We start from the raw sequence: 17,164 nt of genomic DNA on the forward strand, positions 1-17,164 counted from the left end.
TGACGAAAAAACAATGAGGAAGAGCTTGTGGAAAAAGCCAAACAGGTGGTCTGGCGTCTGCTGGCTGCCAGCGTATGCGTAATGGCGGTAAGCCAGGCGGTGCATGCCGATTCACTGGATGAACAACGTAATCGCTACGCCCAGATTAAACAGGCGTGGGACAATAAGCAGATGGATACCGTGCAGGCGCTGATGCCGACGCTGAAGGATTATCCGCTGTATCCGTATCTGGAGTATCGCCAGATCACTGACGATCTCATGAACCAGCCGACCGTCACTGTGAATAATTTCATTCAGGCGAACCCGACCCTGCCGCCTGCGCGAACCCTGCAATCTCGTTTTGTGAATGAACTGGCGCGTCGCGAAGACTGGCGCGGGCTGCTGGCATTTAGCCCCGATAAGCCGAATACCACCGAAGCGCAGTGTAACTACTACTATGCGAAATGGGCGACCGGACAGCAGGAAGAGGCCTGGGCCGGGGCGAAGGATCTTTGGCTGACCGGCAAAAGCCAGCCGAATGCCTGTGATTCGCTGTTTGGCGCGTGGCGAGCCTCCGGCAAGCAGGATCCGCTGGCCTATCTTGAGCGTATTCGCCTGGCGATGAAAGCCGGCAACACGCGCCTGGTGACCGCGCTGGCGGGGCAGATGCCCTCCGATTATCAGACGATCTCTACGGCCGTTATCGCGCTGGCAAACGATCCGAACAGCGTCCTGACCTTTGCCCGCAGCACGGGCGCGACTGACTTTACCCGTCAGATGGCGGCGGTGGCTTTTGCCAGCGTGGCGCGCGACGATGTGGAAAACGCCCGGCTGATGATCCCGCAGCTGGTGCAGGCTCAGCAGCTGAATGACGATCAAACCCAGGAGCTGCGTGACATCGTGGCGTGGCGACTGATGGGCACGGATGTGACCGACGAACAGGCACGCTGGCGAGATGATGCCATTATGCGTTCGAACTCCACGTCGCTGGTGGAGCGCCGCGTGCGCATGGCGCTGGGCACCGGCGATCGCCGGGGGCTGAATACCTGGCTCGCACGTTTGCCGATGGACGCCAAAGAGAAAGATGAATGGCGCTACTGGCAGGCCGATCTGCTGATGGAGCGCGGTCGTGATGATGAAGCCAAAGAGATCCTCCACGGCCTGATGCAGCAGCGTGGCTTCTATCCGATGGTAGCCGCGCAGCGCCTGGGCGAGGAGTATACCTTCCGCATTGATAAAGCGCCCGCGAATGCGAACCCGGCGCTGACGCAGGGGCCAGAGATGGCGCGCGTGCGCGAGCTGATGTACTGGAATATGGACAATACCGCGCGCAGCGAGTGGGCGAATCTGGTAACCAGTCGCACCACCGACGAGAAAGCCCAGCTTGCCCGCTATGCGTTGGATAACCACTGGTGGGATCTGAGCGTGCAGGCGACGATCGCCGGTAAGCTTTGGGATCATCTTGAAGAGCGTTTCCCGCTGGCGTACAACGATCTTTTCGAACGCTACACCAGCGGCAAAGATATCCCGCAAAGTTACGCGATGGCGATTGCCCGTCAGGAGAGTGCCTGGAATCCGAAAGTCCGCTCCCCGGTGGGGGCCAGCGGTCTGATGCAAATTATGCCGGGAACGGCGACCCATACGGTGAAGATGTTTAACATTCCCGGGTACAGTAGCCCCTCACAGCTTCTCGATCCGGATACCAACATCAACATCGGTACCAGCTATCTGCAGTATGTTTATCAGCAGTTTGGCAATAACCGCATTTTCTCTTCGGCGGCGTATAACGCGGGGCCGGGGCGCGTGCGTACCTGGCTCAGCAACAGCGCCGGACGCATTGATGCCGTGGCGTTTGTGGAGAGCATTCCGTTCTCAGAAACGCGCGGTTATGTGAAGAACGTGCTGGCGTACGATGCTTACTATCGCTACTTCATGGGGCAGAAAGATACCCTGATGAGCGATGCCGAGTGGCAGAGACGTTACTGATCGGCGTGGGTTGTGTTATGCTGTACTCGCTAATGAGTACAAGAGGCAGCATAACATGACCCAGCATTCCCCGTATTCCTCGGCAATGGCCGAACAGCGTCACCAGGAGTGGCTTCGTTTTGTGGAGCTGCTTCGCCAGTCTTACGATCAGGATTTGCACTTACCTCTTATGCAGCTGATGCTGACCCCAGACGAGCGTGAAGCGCTGGGCACGCGCGTGCGGATCATTGAAGAGCTACTGCGCGGTGAGATGAGCCAGCGTGAGCTGAAAAATGAGCTGGGCGCGGGCATCGCGACGATCACCCGCGGCTCGAACAGCCTGAAGTCTGCGCCGGTCGAGCTGCGCCAGTGGCTGGAAGCGGTGTTGTTGAAAAATACCTAACGATAAATCGCGTTATGGAACGGGCTTAACGCTAAAATCACCGCCTGGTGGTAAACGCCTGAACGCGTGAGCGTGCCCGCAGTAAAGACGCCAATCGCCCCTTCTTTACGTCCAATCTCATCAATGCCGGTGTACTGTGACATCACCGGCCCGAGCGCTTCGCCTTCGCGCACTTTGTTCAGAATGATCTCTGGCAGCGGCAGGGTGGCAGAACGCGCTTCACCGCGCTGCTCTCGGCTTTCTATCACTACCCAGCTAAAGGTGGCACCTTCGTCGATCCCGGCTTCAATGGCGACCCAGAAGTCCGCCTTTGGGGCCGCGGCTTTAGCATTTGCCACGCGATTTCGTGCGCCAGCGCGCGTTTCCTCGCTGCCAAACGGCTGTTCAGGTACGCCACTCTCGACGCCGATGGCTTCGATATGGCAGGATCCTTCGCCGAAAATCTCTTCAAAAGCCTTTAGAATTGCCTGAATTTTGGCAGGATTGGTGGTAGCAGAGACAACATGGTGCATAATTAAGCTCGATTCAAAAAAAACTCATCGCAGTATAACGGAAAAAAAGCATGTTACAGGTATACCTTGTTCGCCACGGTGAGACGCAGTGGAACGCCGAGCGACGTATTCAAGGCCAGTCAGACAGTCCTCTCACTGAGAAGGGGATCCAGCAAGCGTGGCAGGTGGCAGAGCGTGCCAGGACGCTGGGCATTACCCACGTGATCACCAGCGATTTAGGTCGCACGCAGCAGACAGCGCGCATCATCGCAGATGCCTGCGGCTGTGACGTGATGCTAGAGCCGCGTCTGCGCGAGCTGGATATGGGCGTGCTGGAAAAACGCCATATCGATACGCTGACCGAAACGGAAGAGGGCTGGCGTCGTACGCTGGTCAACGGTACCGAAGATGGCCGCATCCCTGAGGGGGAATCCATGCAGGAGCTGAGCGTGCGTATGCATGCCGCACTGGCGGAATGTCTGAAGCTTCCGGCAGGTAGCCGTCCGCTGCTGGTGAGTCACGGTATTGCGCTGGGCTGCCTGGTGAGCACCATTCTGGGATTACCGGCTTATGCTGAACGTCGTCTGCGTCTGCGCAACTGCTCTATTTCCCGAATTGATTATCAGGAAAGTGCGTGGCTGGCGTCGGGTTGGGTCGTGGAGATGGCAGGGGACATTTCGCATCTCGATGCCCCTGCGCTTGATGAACTGCAGCGTTAACGACGTATCGGAATTAAGAATTCCATCCGCAGATTGATTGGGCCTTCTTCCGGTTTCGCATCCTGCGCCGGGTAGTAGCGCTCAATGTCCTGACCTTTACGGCGATTCAGATTCAGCATCGGCATGCAGGTCCCGTAAACGGTCAGGATGAACTCCTGAACGCCCGTTCCCAGTCCTTCATACGAGAACATCACGTATTCGCCGCCTTCCAGCACGACCGGTTTAGACCCCTGAATATAACCATTTGCCATCTCTGGCGTCAGCGCGGTGGTGTAGAACACCTCCTGCTCGTCGTCTTTTTCCTGGCTTGGGTGCGTTTCGTTGAGACCATAGAGGATCGGTGGGATCGCTGGCGCATGACTCAGGAAGTCGCGCCAGAACTGGACACGCATCTGATGACGGAACTCAGAAATCTGCTCAAGAGAACAGGAGTAGCTCTGGGTAGTACCGATCAGATGGGTTTCCGGCAGCGTGACAATTTCGTATTTCGGCATGGCGAACTCGCCCAGACGCAGCGGCGGGCGCATACCAAACGAGCTCCAGTCTGGCGAGCGGCGATAGAGCGCTGGCGTCAACGAGAACTGTTTTTTAAACGCACGGGTGAAGGTCTGCTGCGAATCAAAACGATACTGCAAGGCAATATCCAGAATGGGCCGCGCGGTCAGGCGCAATGCCACCGCAGACTTGGACAAACGACGTGCGCGAATATAGGCCCCGATAGCATGACCGGTGACATCCTTGAACATCCTTTGCAGATGCCACTTGGAATAGCCTGCTTTAGCCGCCACATTATCCAGTGACAAAGGCTGGTCGAGATGACCTTCCAGCCAAGTGAGCAGGTCGCGAATAATTCCAGCCTGATCCATATACTATCCTCATCCTTAAAACAGCAGGTGCCTGATAACAGGTTAGCGGATAATAGCATTTTTTGATGTTTTAGCATTCAGTGTTTTTTTTGCGCATTAATGCCTTTTCTCCCCCGTTTTGGGCGAATATATTCTAATCCTGTGATCTTGCTACATTTTTGTCTAAAGTGTTGAATAATCGCTCAATGCAATTTTAAAGAATGGTAACAATATGAAATACAAGACTTTGCTTCTTACCGCTCTGTTGCTGGTTGCTGGCCGTGCGGCGCAGGCGGAACAGATTGGATCTGTCGATACCGTGTTCAAAATGTTTGGCCCGGACCACAAAATTGTGGTGGAGGCGTTTGACGATCCAGATGTGAAAAACGTCACCTGCTACGTCAGCCGTGCGAAGACGGGCGGTATTAAAGGCGGTCTGGGGCTGGCGGAAGATACCTCCGATGCGGCGATCTCCTGCCAGCAGGTGGGGCCAGTTGAGCTGAGCGATAAAATTAAAAACGGTAAAGCGCAGGGTGACGTGGTGTTCCAGAAACGGACGTCGCTGGTGTTCAAAAAGCTGCAGGTAGTGCGTTTCTATGATGCGAAGCGCAATACGCTGGCTTATCTTGCCTATTCCGACAAAGTGGTGGAAGGCTCACCGAAAAACGCCATCAGCGCCGTGCCGATTATGCCATGGCATTAATTCAGGGATGAACCATGCAACAACCTGTGGTCTGGCTGGTTGAAGACGAAACCAGTATCGCCGATACGCTTATCTACATGCTTCAGCAGGAAGGCTTTGCGGTAAAGGCGTTTGAGCGCGGTTTACCGGTGCTGGAGGAGGCGCGGCGGCAGATCCCGGCGCTCGCCATTCTGGATGTTGGGCTGCCGGACATCAGCGGCTTTGAACTCTGCCGCCAGCTGCTGGCGCAGCATCCGTCACTTCCGGTGCTGTTTCTCACGGCACGCAGTGATGAAGTGGATAAACTCCTCGGGCTGGAAATGGGCGCCGACGACTACGTCGCCAAGCCTTTTTCTCCGCGAGAGGTTTGCGCCCGGGTAAGGACAATTTTACGGCGGATGCAAAAATCCGCCGCGCCAGCAGAAACTATGCGTATCGGGCAATTTGAGCTAAATGAACCTGCCGCCCGAATAAGCTGGTGCGGTGAAGTTTTACCCCTGACCCGCTACGAGTTCTTGCTGCTCAAAACCTTTTTACAGGCCCCCGGGCGGGTATTTTCGCGCCAGCAGCTGATGGACAAGGTATGGGGTGAAGACGGCGACAGCTTCGATCGTACCGTGGATACCCATATCAAAACCCTGCGCGCCAAGCTGCGGGCGGTGAACGATGAACAGTCTCCCATCAGTACCCATCGGGGTATGGGCTACAGTCTGGGCCTTTACTGATGCGCATTGGGATGCGGTTGTTGCTGGGATATTTCCTGATCGTGGGCATCGCCGCGTGGTTTGTGCTGTCGATTTTTGTTCAGGAAGTGAAGCCCGGCGTGCGCAGGGCCACCGAGGGGACGTTGATCGATACCGCGACCTTGCTTGCCGAAATCGGGCGCGACGATCTTCTTTCGGGGAATGCGCAGCAGGGCAAACTGGCGCAGGCCTTTTCACAGCTCCATCAGCGGCCTTTCCGCGCCAACCTCGGCGGCATCTATAAGGTGCGTAACGAGTATCACGTCTATATGACCGATGCGCAGGGCAGAGTGGTGTTTGATTCCGCCGGTCTGGCCGTGGGGCAAGATTACTCGCGCTGGAACGATGTCTGGCTGACGCTTCGCGGTAAATACGGCGCGCGCAGCACTCAGAGCAATCCAGACGATCCTGAGAGTACGGTAATGTATGTTGCCGCGCCGGTTGTGGAGCAGGGTAAGATTATCGGCGTGCTGTCGGTCGGGAAACCGAACAGCGCGATGGCTCCGGTTATCCACCGCAGCGAGCGGCGGATCCTCTGGGCGGGTGGCGCGTTGCTCGGCATTGCCTTGCTGATTGGTCTCCTTGTCGCCTGGTGGATCAATCGTTCTATCAGTACGTTATCGCGCTATGCCGATTCGGTGACCACCGACACGCCTCTCCCGCTACCTAATCCGGGCAGCAGCGAACTGCACAAGCTGGCCCAGGCGCTGGAGAATATGCGCATTCGTCTCGAAGGGAAAAATTACATTGAACGCTATGTCCATGCGCTCACCCACGAGCTGAAAAGCCCGATGGCGGCCATACGCGGCGCGGCGGAAATCCTTGCCGAGCAGCCGCCGCCGCAGGTGGCAGCACGCTTTATTGATAACATTCTGGTACAAAACGCACGCATGCAGTCGCTGGTTGAAAAACTGCTCGCGCAGGCGCGGCTTGAAAATCGGGTCGAGATTACGCCGGAGGTCATTCGGGTCAATTCACTGTTTACGCGGCTTGCTGACGCGCGCTCGGCCCTGCTATCGGCAAAAGCGATTGTGCTGACTATCCAGCCTGTTCCGTTTAATGTTGAAGGCGATCCCGATCTCCTCGAACAGGCGCTCGGCAATTTGCTGGATAACGCCATCGATTTTACGCCTCAGGGCGGAACCATTGAACTGGCGGCCCGGGAAGAGCAGGGGCAGATACAGCTTGTCGTCATCGACAGCGGAAGCGGGATCCCGGATTACGCGCTGGATCGTATTTTTGAACGCTTCTATTCCCTTCCGCGCGAGAACGGGCTTAAGAGCAGTGGGCTCGGGCTGGCCTTTGTGCAGGAGGTGGCGCGTCTGCATCAGGGAGAGATTACATTGCGCAATCGTGATGAGGGCGGCGTGATGGCCACGCTGACACTTCACCGTCCCTTCACATAACTTCAAACTGCCCCCACACAGCCTGGTTACGCTCTCTTCATCACAAAGGAGACGTAATGATGAAATCCCCCCTGTTCTGGAAAATAAGCACCCTGCTGGGGTGCATTCTGCTGCTGTTAGTCCCGTTGTTTATGGTAAGTAACCTCATTGAAGAGCGTGAAAGCTACCGTAATGATGTCGAAAATACGCTTCGCCAGAGCACCAGCGGACCGCAAAAACTGGTCGGCCCGCTGATTGCGATTCCGGTGACAGAGATCTTTTACAAGCTAGAGGATGAGAAGAAGGTCGAGTACAAGAAAAGCTATCTGCATTTTATCCTGCCGGAGTCGCTGCTTGTTGAGGGTAACCAGCGCGTTGAGTCCCGAAATATCGGCATCTATGACGGACAGATCTGGAACACCGATCTCAAAATAAAAGCGCAGTTCAGCACCGAAAAAATGACGCAGCTAAAAGGGGAGACGATGACCCTGGGGCAGCCGTTTATCGTTGTTGGAGTGGGCGATGCACGCGGTATTGGCACGGTGAAAGTCTCCAGTATCAACGGCGAGACGCTGAGCGTAGAGCCGGGTTCGGGCGTATCTGGCGCGCTTTCCGGTCTTCATATCCCGCTGACGGATAAAGCGCTGGAGTCAAAAACGTTTGCCATGGAGATGTCGCTGAATCTGGCGGGGACGGGGAGTTTTGCCGTGGTGCCCGTGGGACGTAACAGCGAAATGGCGCTGAACAGCAACTGGCCGCATCCGGGCTTCATGGGCAACTATCTGCCGGTGAAACACAAAATCGGTGATTCAGGTTTTCAGGCGAACTGGCAGAGCAGCTGGTTTGCGAACAACCTTGAGAGCTGGTTCAACGGGAGTGAATCTCCTGCGTGGGAGTCGATCCCGGCTTTTAGCGTCACGGTAGCCACACCTGCCGATCAGTATCAGCTGACTGACCGGGCAATCAAGTATGCTATTTTGCTGATTGCGCTGACGTTTATGGCCTTCTTTGTCTTCGAAACCTTAACCGGGCTGCGCCTGCACCCAATGCAGTATCTGCTGGTGGGGCTGTCGCTGGTGCTGTTCTATCTGGTGCTGCTGGCGCTGTCAGAACACGTCGGCTTTACACCTGCCTGGGTTGTTGCAAGCCTGGTGGGTGCTGCGATGAACGGGATGTACCTGCAGGCGGTGCTAAAAAGCTGGAAGCGCAGCGGGTTGTTTGTGCTGGCCTTGCTGGGGCTGGACGTGGTGATGTGGTTCCTGCTGCGCTCGGAGGATAGTGCGCTGCTGTTGGGGTCAGCGGTGCTCGCACTGGCACTGTTCGCCGTGATGTACCTGACCCGGCATTTCGACTGGTATTCGCTTTCACAGCCGAAGCGCCCTGAGCCACCCGCAGAGCCCGATAACGACACGATGCGGATCTGGAAATAAAAAAAACGGCGCGAATGCGCCGTTTTTCTTTATTGCATTGACTGCGGGATTACTCCTGCAGGTCTCCGCAGAAACGGTACCCTTCGCCGTGGATAGTGGCGATGATTTCCGGCGTATCAGGCGTAGATTCGAAATGTTTACGAATACGACGGATGGTTACGTCTACGGTACGGTCGTGTGGTTTCAGCTCACGGCCGGTCATTTTCTTCAGCAGTTCTGCACGGGACTGAATTTTGCCCGGGTTTTCGCAGAAGTGCAGCATCGCGCGGAATTCGCTGCGCGGCAGTTTATACTGCTCACCGTTCGGGCTAATCAGCGAACGGCTATTGATATCAAGTTCCCAGCCGTTGAATTTGTAGCTATCGACGCTACGACGCTCTTCACTGACCGTGCCCAGGTTCATGGTGCGGGACAGCAAGTTGCGTGCACGAATGGTTAACTCGCGTGGGTTGAACGGCTTGGTGATGTAGTCATCCGCACCGATTTCCAGGCCAAGAATTTTATCAACTTCGTTGTCACGGCCTGTCAGGAACATTAACGCGACGTTCGCCTGCTCACGCAGTTCGCGCGCCAGAAGAAGCCCGTTTTTGCCCGGCAGGTTGATATCCATGATTACCAGGTTGATATCATTTTCAGAAAGGATCTGATGCATCTCTGCGCCATCGGTCGCTTCAAAGACATCGTAGCCTTCTGCTTCGAAAATGCTCTTTAACGTGTTGCGTGTTACCAACTCGTCTTCAACGATAAGAATGTGCGGGGTCTGCATGTTTGCTACCTAAATTGCCAACTAAATCGAAACAGGAAGTACAAAAGTCCCTGACCTGCCTGATGCATGTCGCAAATTAACATGATCGGCTTAACGTGACTAAAGTACGTAATTGCGTTCTTGATGCACTTTCCATCAACGTCAACAACATCATTAGCTTGGTCTTGGGTACTTTCCCTTTGGACCCGACAGTGTCAAAAACGGCTGTCATCCTAACCATTTTAACAGCAACATAACAGGCTAAGTGACACCAGACACCCAATAAAACTACGCTTCGTTGACATATATCAAGTTCAATTGTAGCACGTTAACAGTTTGATGAAATCATCGTAGCCGAATGCTAGCCTTTGTCACAATTTTTCAATAAACCAACTAGTTGCGGACATTGATATATAAACGAAGCGAATCCAATCAGAATAGGGTATTCATGATGCCATTATCATTATAAAACATAGGGATAATGGTCTTCTATTAACATTCTAACTGATTGTTCAGACACAAAATAGTTTAGCGTCTTTAATTTGTTGTGAAACGCTATTTCGGTGATTTGTGTTGCAAATTTGTAAATTTGCGCTGCGTAATATGTTGAAGTGCATCACATTTTTACCCGCTAACTGATTAAAAAGAGAGCATAAATGCATCTGTCGATTGTACTGGTCGCCCCAGCCAGAGCAGAAAATATAGGCGCTGCGGCGCGTGCCATGAAGACCATGGGTTTTACCGATTTACGTATTGTGGACAGCACTGCGCACCTGGAGCCTGCTGCCCGCTGGGTGGCGCATGGTTCGGGAGATATTCTCGATAATATAACGACTTACGCTACTCTTGCCGACGCACTGCATGACATTTCGTTTACCGTTGCGACCACCGCCCGCAGCCGCGCGAAGTTCCATTACTACGCCACGCCTGCTGAGCTGGTGCCCATGCTGCAAGAGAAAAGCCAGTGGCTTGAGAAAGCGGCGCTGGTGTTTGGCCGCGAAGATTCCGGACTCACTAACGAAGAGCTGGCACTGGCGGATGTTTTGACTGGCGCGCCGATGGTCGCGGATTATCCGTCTCTGAATTTAGGCCAGGCGGTCATGGTCTATTGCTATCAATTAGCATCCTTAATACAAATCCCCCAGCCGCCCGATACAGGAACCGATGAAAACCAGCTGGCTGCCCTTCGCGCTCGCGTGGAGAACTTGCTCTTGCGGCTGGATGTGGCGGACGATCAAAAAATGGCTGACTGGCTACACCAGCGTCTCGGACGACTTGAGCAGCGGGACACGGCAATGTTGCACCGTTTGCTGCACGATATTGAAAAAAAATTAGCCGAGTAAAATGCTGTCATAAGTTTTTACTATGGCGAAATTGTCTGTCATGGAGGGTTGCATTTGGGGGGATCGGATGAAAATAAATCGGCAAACAGCGGGGCGTGAGTCTCTGCGGAATTGTGATCAAATTAAAAATTCATTGACTTAAGGTGCCCGATCCTTTAACCCTAAAAGAATACAGCACAGACAGATAATAATGACAGAGTACACAACATCCATGAAACGCATCAGCATTACCACCATTACTACAACCATCATCATTACCACAGGTAACGATGCGGGCTGACGCGTACAGGAAAAACAAAAAAAAGCCCGCACCTGAACAGTGCGGGCTTTTTTTTCGGCTAAAGGAAACGAGGTAGAACCATGCGAGTGTTGAAGTTCGGCGGTACATCAGTGGCAAATGCAGAACGTTTTCTGCGTGTTGCCGATATCCTGGAGAGCAACGCCAGGCAGGGGCAGGTTGCGACCGTGCTTTCTGCCCCGGCAAAAATCACGAACCATCTGGTGGCGATGATTGAAAAAACCATCGGTGGTCAGGATGCACTTCCGAACATCAGCGACGCCGAGCGTATCTTCGCTGAGCTGCTGCAGGGGCTGGCGGAGGCACAGCCCGGCTTCCCGCTCGCACAGCTGAAGTCTTTCGTTGAGCAGGAGTTTGCTCAGATCAAACATGTGCTGCACGGTATCAGCCTGCTGGGCCAGTGTCCGGACAGCATCAACGCGGCGCTGATCTGCCGCGGTGAGAAACTGTCAATCGCCATCATGGCTGGCCTGCTGGAAGCGCGTGGCCACGGCGTGACCGTCATCAATCCGGTTGAAAAACTGCTTGCGGTGGGCCACTACCTCGAATCTACCGTTGATATTGCCGAATCAACCCGCCGTATCGCCGCGAGCAAAATCCCGTCTGACCACATGATCCTGATGGCGGGTTTTACCGCCGGAAATGAGAAGGGTGAGCTGGTGGTGCTGGGCCGTAACGGCTCCGACTACTCTGCCGCCGTGCTGGCTGCCTGTTTACGCGCAGACTGTTGTGAGATCTGGACTGACGTCGACGGCGTGTATACCTGCGACCCGCGCCAGGTACCGGACGCCAGGTTGCTGAAGTCGATGTCTTACCAGGAAGCGATGGAGCTTTCCTACTTCGGCGCCAAAGTGCTTCACCCACGTACCATCTCCCCGATTGCCCAGTTCCAGATCCCTTGCCTGATTAAAAACACCGGTAACCCGCAAGCGCCAGGCACGCTGATTGGTGCCAGCTCCGATGAAGATGGCCTGCCGGTGAAAGGCATCTCCAACCTGAATAACATGGCGATGTTCAGCGTCTCCGGTCCGGGGATGAAGGGCATGGTCGGCATGGCGGCGCGCGTCTTTGCCGCAATGTCACGCAACGGTATCTCGGTGGTGCTGATCACGCAGTCCTCTTCCGAGTACAGCATCAGCTTCTGCGTGCCGCAGGCCGACTGCCTGCGCGCGCGCCGTGCGCTGGAAGAAGAGTTTTATCTGGAGCTGAAAGAGGAGTTGCTGGAGCCGCTCTCCATTCAGGAGCGTCTGGCCGTCATCTCCGTCGTGGGCGACGGAATGCGCACCCTGCGCGGTATCTCCGCAAAGTTCTTTGCCGCGCTGGCCCGCGCCAACATCAATATCGTGGCGATTGCCCAGGGCTCGTCTGAGCGTTCTATCTCCGTCGTGGTGGATAACGACGATGCCACCACCGGCGTGCGCGTGGTGCATCAGATGCTGTTCAATACCGATCAGGTCATTGAGCTGTTCCTGATTGGCGTGGGCGGTGTCGGCGGCGCGCTGCTCGAGCAGGTGAAGCGTCAGCAGGCGTGGCTCAAGAAGAAGCATATCGATTTGCGCGTCTGCGGTATTGCCAATTCCAGAGCGCTACTGACCAATGTGCATGGTCTGAATCTTGAAAACTGGCAGGCCGGGCTGGAAGAGGCGAAAGAGCCGTTTAATCTGGGTCGCCTTATCCGTCTGGTAAAAGAGTACCATCTGCTTAACCCGGTGATTGTCGACTGTACGTCAAACCAGGCCGTTGCCGACCAGTATGCGGATTTCCTGCGCGAAGGCTTCCACGTGGTGACGCCGAACAAAAAGGCCAACACCTCGTCGATGGATTACTATCACCAGCTGCGTCTGGCGGCGAGCAAGTCGCGCCGTAAGTTCCTGTACGACACCAACGTGGGCGCAGGCCTGCCGGTTATCGAAAATCTGCAAAATCTGCTGAATGCGGGCGATGAACTGCAGCGCTTCTCCGGCATTCTCTCCGGCTCCCTGTCGTTTATCTTTGGCAAGCTGGACGAGGGCATGAGCCTCTCGGAAGCCACCCGCGCCGCGCGCGAGCTGGGCTATACCGAGCCGGATCCACGTGACGATCTCTCCGGCATGGACGTGGCGCGTAAGCTGCTGATCCTCGTGCGCGAAACCGGTCGCGAGCTGGAGCTTTCGGATATTGTGATTGAGCCCGTGTTGCCAGCCGAGTTTGACAGCAGCGGTGATGTCAGCACCTTTATGGCGAATTTACCCCAGCTTGACGATGCTTTTGCCGCGCGCGTGGCGAAAGCCCGTGATGAAGGTAAGGTATTGCGCTATGTTGGCAACATTGAAGAAGATGGCGTGTGCCGGGTGAAGATTGCCGAAGTGGATGGCAACGACCCGCTGTACAAAGTCAAAAACGGCGAAAACGCCCTCGCGTTTTACAGCCACTATTATCAGCCATTGCCGCTGGTGCTTCGCGGCTATGGCGCAGGGAACGATGTGACAGCGGCGGGTGTGTTTGCCGATCTGTTGCGTACCCTGTCATGGAAGTTAGGAGTTTAACATGGTCAAAGTTTATGCCCCGGCTTCCAGCGCCAATATGAGCGTCGGATTCGATGTGCTGGGGGCGGCGGTCACGCCGGTGGACGGTTCGCTGTTGGGCGATACGGTTACGGTTGAGGCGGCGGCGAGTTTCAGCCTCAATAACGTGGGCCGATTCGCCAGCAAACTGCCGTCCGACCCGCGCGAGAATATCGTCTATCAGTGCTGGGAACGCTTCTGTCAGGAGATCGGCAAAAACGTGCCGGTCGCCATGACGCTGGAAAAAAGTATGCCGATTGGTTCGGGGCTGGGCTCCAGCGCCTGTTCCGTTGTTGCCGCGCTGGTGGCGATGAACGAGCACTGCGGCAAGCCTTTGAATAACAGCCGCCTGCTAGGGTTAATGGGCGAGCTGGAAGGGCGTATCTCCGGCAGTATCCACTACGACAATGTGGCACCGTGCTTCCTTGGCGGTATGCAACTGATGATTGAAGAAAATGGCATCATCAGCCAGCAGGTGCCAGGGTTTGATGAGTGGCTGTGGGTGCTGGCGTATCCGGGGATTAAGGTCTCTACCGCGGAAGCGCGTGCGATCCTGCCTGCGCAATATCGTCGTCAGGACTGTATTGCTCACGGACGTCATCTGGCGGGCTTTATCCACGCCTGCTATACCCGTCAGCCGCAGCTGGCGGCGAAGCTGATGAAAGATGTCATTGCCGAGCCGTACCGCACGAAGCTGCTGCCTGGCTTTAACGAGGCGCGACAGGCCGCCATGGATATCGGCGCGCAGGCGTGCGGCATCTCCGGCTCAGGCCCGACGCTGTTCGCCCTGTGCGATACGCCAGACACCGCGCAGCGCGTGGCGGACTGGCTCTCTAAACACTACCTGCAAAATCAGGAAGGCTTTGTTCATATTTGCCGTCTGGACACGGCTGGCGCACGAGTACTGGGATAACGAATGAAACTCTATAACCTTAAAGATCATAACGAGCAGGTCAGCTTCGCGCAGGCAGTGACTCAGGGGCTGGGCAAAAATCAGGGGCTGTTCTTCCCGCATGACCTGCCGGAATTTCAGCTGACCGAGATTGATGAACTGCTGAAGCAGGACTTTGTCACCCGCAGCACCAAAATTCTGTCTGCGTTTATCGGCGACGAAATCCCTCAGGAGCTGCTGGAAGAGCGCGTGCGTGCGGCGTTTGCCTTCCCGGCTCCGGTGCAGCAGGTGGAGCCTGACGTCGGTTGTCTGGAGCTCTTCCACGGCCCGACACTGGCGTTTAAAGACTTCGGCGGCCGCTTTATGGCGCAGATGCTGACCCACATCAGCGGCGACAAGCCGGTGACCATTCTGACAGCCACCTCTGGCGATACCGGTGCCGCGGTCGCGCATGCGTTCTACGGCCTGAAAAACGTCCGCGTGGTGATCCTCTATCCAAAAGGCAAAATCAGCCCGCTGCAGGAAAAACTGTTCTGTACGCTCGGCGGCAACATTGAGACTGTGGCGATCGACGGTGACTTTGATGCCTGTCAGGCGCTGGTCAAGCAGGCGTTCGATGATGAAGAGCTGAAGGCCGCGCTGGGGCTGAATTCCGCCAACTCCATCAACATCAGCCGTCTGCTGGCGCAGATTTGCTACTACTTCGAAGCGGTAGCGCAGCTGCCGCAGGAAGCGCGCAATCAGCTGGTGGTGTCCGTACCAAGCGGTAACTTCGGTGACCTGACGGCGGGATTACTGGCGAAATCGCTCGGTCTGCCGGTGAAGCGCTTTATCGCCGCTACCAACGCCAACGACACCGTGCCGCGCTTCCTGAAAGACGGGAAATGGGCACCGAACGCGACGCAGGCAACGCTCTCCAATGCCATGGATGTGTCACAGCCAAACAACTGGCCGCGCGTGGAAGAGCTGTTCCGCCGCAAGGTATGGCGTCTGGTGGACCTGGGCTACGCGGCGGTGACGGATGAGACCACTAAAGCGACCATGCGCGAGCTGAAGGCGGTGGGATATACCTCTGAGCCGCACGCGGCAATTGCGTATCGCGCACTGCGCGACCAGCTCAACCCGGGGGAATATGGTCTGTTCCTCGGTACCGCCCATCCCGCCAAGTTCAAAGAGAGCGTGGAAGCGATCCTGGGCGAAACGCTGCCGCTGCCAAAAGAGCTGGCCGAGCGTGCCGACCTGCCGCTGCTGTCACACGAGCTGCCTGCGGATTTTGCCGCGCTGCGTAAGCTGATGATGACTCGCGCGTGATTGTGTTGCCCGGTGGCGGCTACGCCTTACCGGACCTACGGGGTTTGTAGGCCGGGTAAGCGCAGCGCCACCCGGCAAAAGCAGCACCGATTTTTAGGCCGGGAAAGGCGAAGCCGCCACCCGGCTTTTTTGTGAAGAAAATAAGGAGGAATAAAGCAGGAAAAAAGCAGAAATTCCCAATAAATGCGGTCACTTAGCGTTTAGGATTGCAGAGAATAACATCCCCCGTTCCCCTCGCGTACTCTCCTTACATCGGCCCACGTTGGGCAAGAAGAATAAGGAGTCACAGATGTCTACACTGAAACCTGCACTCATCGCGCTTTCACTGGTGCTGGTCGCTCCCATGGCGGCACAGGCATCCGAAATCACCCTCGTACCGGCGGTTAAACTGCAGATTGGCGACCGGGACAACAGCGGGCATTACTGGGACGGCGGCCGCTGGCGCGACCACGACTGGTGGAAGGCGCATTATGACTGGCGTGATAACCACTGGCGCCCGCATGACGAACATCGCGATCGTGACGATCGACACGACCATCATCATGACGATCGCCATCCAGGGCCGGACTGGAAGCACCATTAATGCAACACCCCGCCAGCAGGCGGGGTGTTGTTTTATTGTTCGTGGCGTTTAAAGACCAGTTCGCCTTTCCCCGACGCGTCTTCGTCAAAGAAATAGCCTTCGCTGTTAAAACCGGTCAGCTGCTCCGGCTTGGTCAGGCGGTTCTGAATGATATAGCGGCTCATGAGGCCCCGCGCCTTTTTGGCATAGAAGCTGATGACCTTGAACTTGCCGTTTTTCTCATCCAGGAAGACCGGCTTGATGATCTCCGCATCCAGCTTTTTCGGTTTCACCGACTTGTAGTATTCATCGGATGCCAGGTTAATCACCACGTTATCGCCCTGAGCGCGCAGCGCCGCGTTCAGCTTATCGGTGATGATTTCGCCCCAGAAATGGTACAAGTCTTTGCCTTTGGCGTTTTCCAGACGAATGCCCATCTCCAGACGGTACGGCTGCATCAGATCCAGCGGACGCAGTACGCCATACAGACCCGACAGCATACGCAGATGCTGCTGGGCAAAATCGAAGTCGGCTTCACTGAAGTCTTCCGCCTGCAGACCGGTATAGACATCACCTTTAAACGCCAGAATCGCCTGACGCGCGTTAGCAGGGGTGAAATCCGGATGCCATTCATGGAATCGGGTCGCGTTAAGGTCTGCCAGCTTGTCGCTGATGCCCATCAGCGAGGCGATTTGCGGCGCAGAGAGCTTGCGCGCTTCACGGATCAGCTGCTGTGAATAATCCAGCAGTTCTGGCTGGGTATAGCGCTCGGTGGCGAGCGGGCTCTGGTAGTCGAGCGTTTTTGCAGGTGAAATCAGAATCAGCATA

General features: G+C 55.7%; 18 protein-coding genes and 1 other annotated feature. Of the genes, 14 read left to right on the forward strand and 4 right to left on the reverse strand.

Annotated features, from left to right (window positions below; all coding sequences use genetic code 11):
* The first annotated feature begins 27 nt into the window (after positions 1–27).
* Together sltY and trpR are read left to right on the forward strand one after the other, a co-directional pair.
* Positions 28–1,965, forward strand: a complete 1,938-nt coding sequence (sltY, locus tag ACMGGM_RS16535; protein WP_063614423.1) for a murein transglycosylase — start codon at positions 28–30, stop codon at positions 1,963–1,965.
* A gap of 55 nt (positions 1,966–2,020) precedes the next feature.
* A complete protein-coding gene (gene trpR, locus ACMGGM_RS16540) occupies positions 2,021–2,347 on the forward strand; it encodes a trp operon repressor (RefSeq protein WP_014882472.1) in 327 nt (108 codons plus the stop codon).
* On the opposite strand, the gene yjjX is transcribed toward trpR, so the two are convergent.
* Positions 2,344–2,859 (reverse strand): inosine/xanthosine triphosphatase, encoded by a 516-nt coding sequence (gene yjjX / locus ACMGGM_RS16545; RefSeq protein WP_014882473.1) that lies wholly within the window; start codon positions 2,857–2,859, stop codon positions 2,344–2,346. The genes trpR and yjjX overlap by 4 nt on opposite strands.
* A gap of 50 nt (positions 2,860–2,909) precedes the next feature.
* Here yjjX and gpmB point away from each other — a divergent pair, with 50 nt between their 5' ends.
* The gene (gene gpmB, locus ACMGGM_RS16550; protein WP_014882474.1) at positions 2,910–3,557 is read left to right on the forward strand and encodes a 2,3-diphosphoglycerate-dependent phosphoglycerate mutase GpmB; all 648 of its coding nucleotides are present in this window, start codon (positions 2,910–2,912) and stop codon (positions 3,555–3,557) included.
* Here gpmB and robA read toward each other — a convergent pair.
* Positions 3,554–4,423 carry an MDR efflux pump AcrAB transcriptional activator RobA gene (gene robA, locus ACMGGM_RS16555; RefSeq protein ID WP_023336739.1) on the reverse strand — a complete coding sequence of 290 codons (870 nt, stop codon included), beginning with the start codon at positions 4,421–4,423 and terminating at the stop codon, positions 3,554–3,556. The two genes, gpmB and robA, sit on opposite strands and share 4 nt — an antisense overlap.
* Positions 4,424–4,634: 211 nt before the next feature.
* Here robA and creA point away from each other — a divergent pair, with 211 nt between their 5' ends.
* From creA to creD, 4 genes are read left to right on the forward strand one after another with little or no spacing between them, the layout of a single operon-like run.
* Complete coding sequence (creA, locus tag ACMGGM_RS16560; protein WP_014882476.1) at positions 4,635–5,105, forward strand: protein CreA; 471 nt, start codon at positions 4,635–4,637, stop codon at positions 5,103–5,105.
* A 14-nt stretch (positions 5,106–5,119) separates the two neighbouring features.
* Positions 5,120–5,809 (forward strand): two-component system response regulator CreB, encoded by a 690-nt coding sequence (creB, locus tag ACMGGM_RS16565; protein ID WP_014882477.1) that lies wholly within the window; start codon positions 5,120–5,122, stop codon positions 5,807–5,809.
* A complete protein-coding gene (gene creC, locus ACMGGM_RS16570) occupies positions 5,809–7,233 on the forward strand; it encodes a two-component system sensor histidine kinase CreC (protein WP_023332048.1) in 1,425 nt (474 codons plus the stop codon). Before creB ends, creC begins: the two co-directional genes overlap by 1 nt.
* Positions 7,234–7,289: 56 nt before the next feature.
* Positions 7,290–8,642 carry a cell envelope integrity protein CreD gene (gene creD, locus ACMGGM_RS16575; RefSeq protein ID WP_063614424.1) on the forward strand — a complete coding sequence of 451 codons (1,353 nt, stop codon included), beginning with the start codon at positions 7,290–7,292 and terminating at the stop codon, positions 8,640–8,642.
* Positions 8,643–8,691: 49 nt separating this feature from the next.
* Here the strand turns inward: creD and arcA are convergent, their stop codons facing one another.
* Positions 8,692–9,408 carry a two-component system response regulator ArcA gene (arcA, locus tag ACMGGM_RS16580; protein WP_003856501.1) on the reverse strand — a complete coding sequence of 239 codons (717 nt, stop codon included), beginning with the start codon at positions 9,406–9,408 and terminating at the stop codon, positions 8,692–8,694.
* A 95-nt stretch (positions 9,409–9,503) separates the two neighbouring features.
* Here arcA and yjjY point away from each other — a divergent pair, with 95 nt between their 5' ends.
* The 7 genes from yjjY to ACMGGM_RS16615 all read left to right on the forward strand — a co-directional run bounded on the left by yjjY (position 9,504) and on the right by ACMGGM_RS16615 (position 16,357).
* The gene (gene yjjY / locus ACMGGM_RS16585) at positions 9,504–9,644 is read left to right on the forward strand and encodes a protein YjjY (protein ID WP_085928893.1); all 141 of its coding nucleotides are present in this window, start codon (positions 9,504–9,506) and stop codon (positions 9,642–9,644) included.
* A 399-nt stretch (positions 9,645–10,043) separates the two neighbouring features.
* Complete coding sequence (locus ACMGGM_RS16590) at positions 10,044–10,730, forward strand: tRNA/rRNA methyltransferase (RefSeq protein ID WP_045134338.1); 687 nt, start codon at positions 10,044–10,046, stop codon at positions 10,728–10,730.
* Positions 10,731–10,941: 211 nt separating this feature from the next.
* Positions 10,942–11,010 (forward strand): thr operon leader peptide, encoded by a 69-nt coding sequence (thrL, locus tag ACMGGM_RS16595; RefSeq protein ID WP_015572623.1) that lies wholly within the window; start codon positions 10,942–10,944, stop codon positions 11,008–11,010.
* Positions 10,949–11,066 (forward strand) — a sequence feature (Thr leader region). It overlaps the preceding gene by 62 nt.
* A gap of 24 nt (positions 11,067–11,090) precedes the next feature.
* Positions 11,091–13,553 carry a bifunctional aspartate kinase/homoserine dehydrogenase I gene (thrA, locus tag ACMGGM_RS16600; protein ID WP_014882481.1) on the forward strand — a complete coding sequence of 821 codons (2,463 nt, stop codon included), beginning with the start codon at positions 11,091–11,093 and terminating at the stop codon, positions 13,551–13,553.
* 1 nt (position 13,554) lies between these two features.
* Positions 13,555–14,484, forward strand: a complete 930-nt coding sequence (gene thrB / locus ACMGGM_RS16605; RefSeq protein ID WP_045134337.1) for a homoserine kinase — start codon at positions 13,555–13,557, stop codon at positions 14,482–14,484.
* A 3-nt stretch (positions 14,485–14,487) separates the two neighbouring features.
* A complete protein-coding gene (thrC, locus tag ACMGGM_RS16610) occupies positions 14,488–15,774 on the forward strand; it encodes a threonine synthase (RefSeq protein WP_023332051.1) in 1,287 nt (428 codons plus the stop codon).
* 289 nt (positions 15,775–16,063) lie between these two features.
* Positions 16,064–16,357 (forward strand): DUF2502 domain-containing protein, encoded by a 294-nt coding sequence (locus ACMGGM_RS16615; RefSeq protein ID WP_014882484.1) that lies wholly within the window; start codon positions 16,064–16,066, stop codon positions 16,355–16,357.
* A 32-nt stretch (positions 16,358–16,389) separates the two neighbouring features.
* Here ACMGGM_RS16615 and yaaA read toward each other — a convergent pair whose 3' ends face one another.
* Positions 16,390–17,163: a peroxide stress protein YaaA gene (gene yaaA, locus ACMGGM_RS16620; protein WP_014882485.1), complete on the reverse strand. Its 774-nt coding sequence runs from the start codon at positions 17,161–17,163 to the stop codon at positions 16,390–16,392.
* Position 17,164: the final 1 nt, after the last annotated feature.

Source organism: Enterobacter sp. BNK-14 (assembly GCF_047456095.1).
GTDB classification, from domain to species: domain Bacteria; phylum Pseudomonadota; class Gammaproteobacteria; order Enterobacterales; family Enterobacteriaceae; genus Enterobacter; species Enterobacter kobei.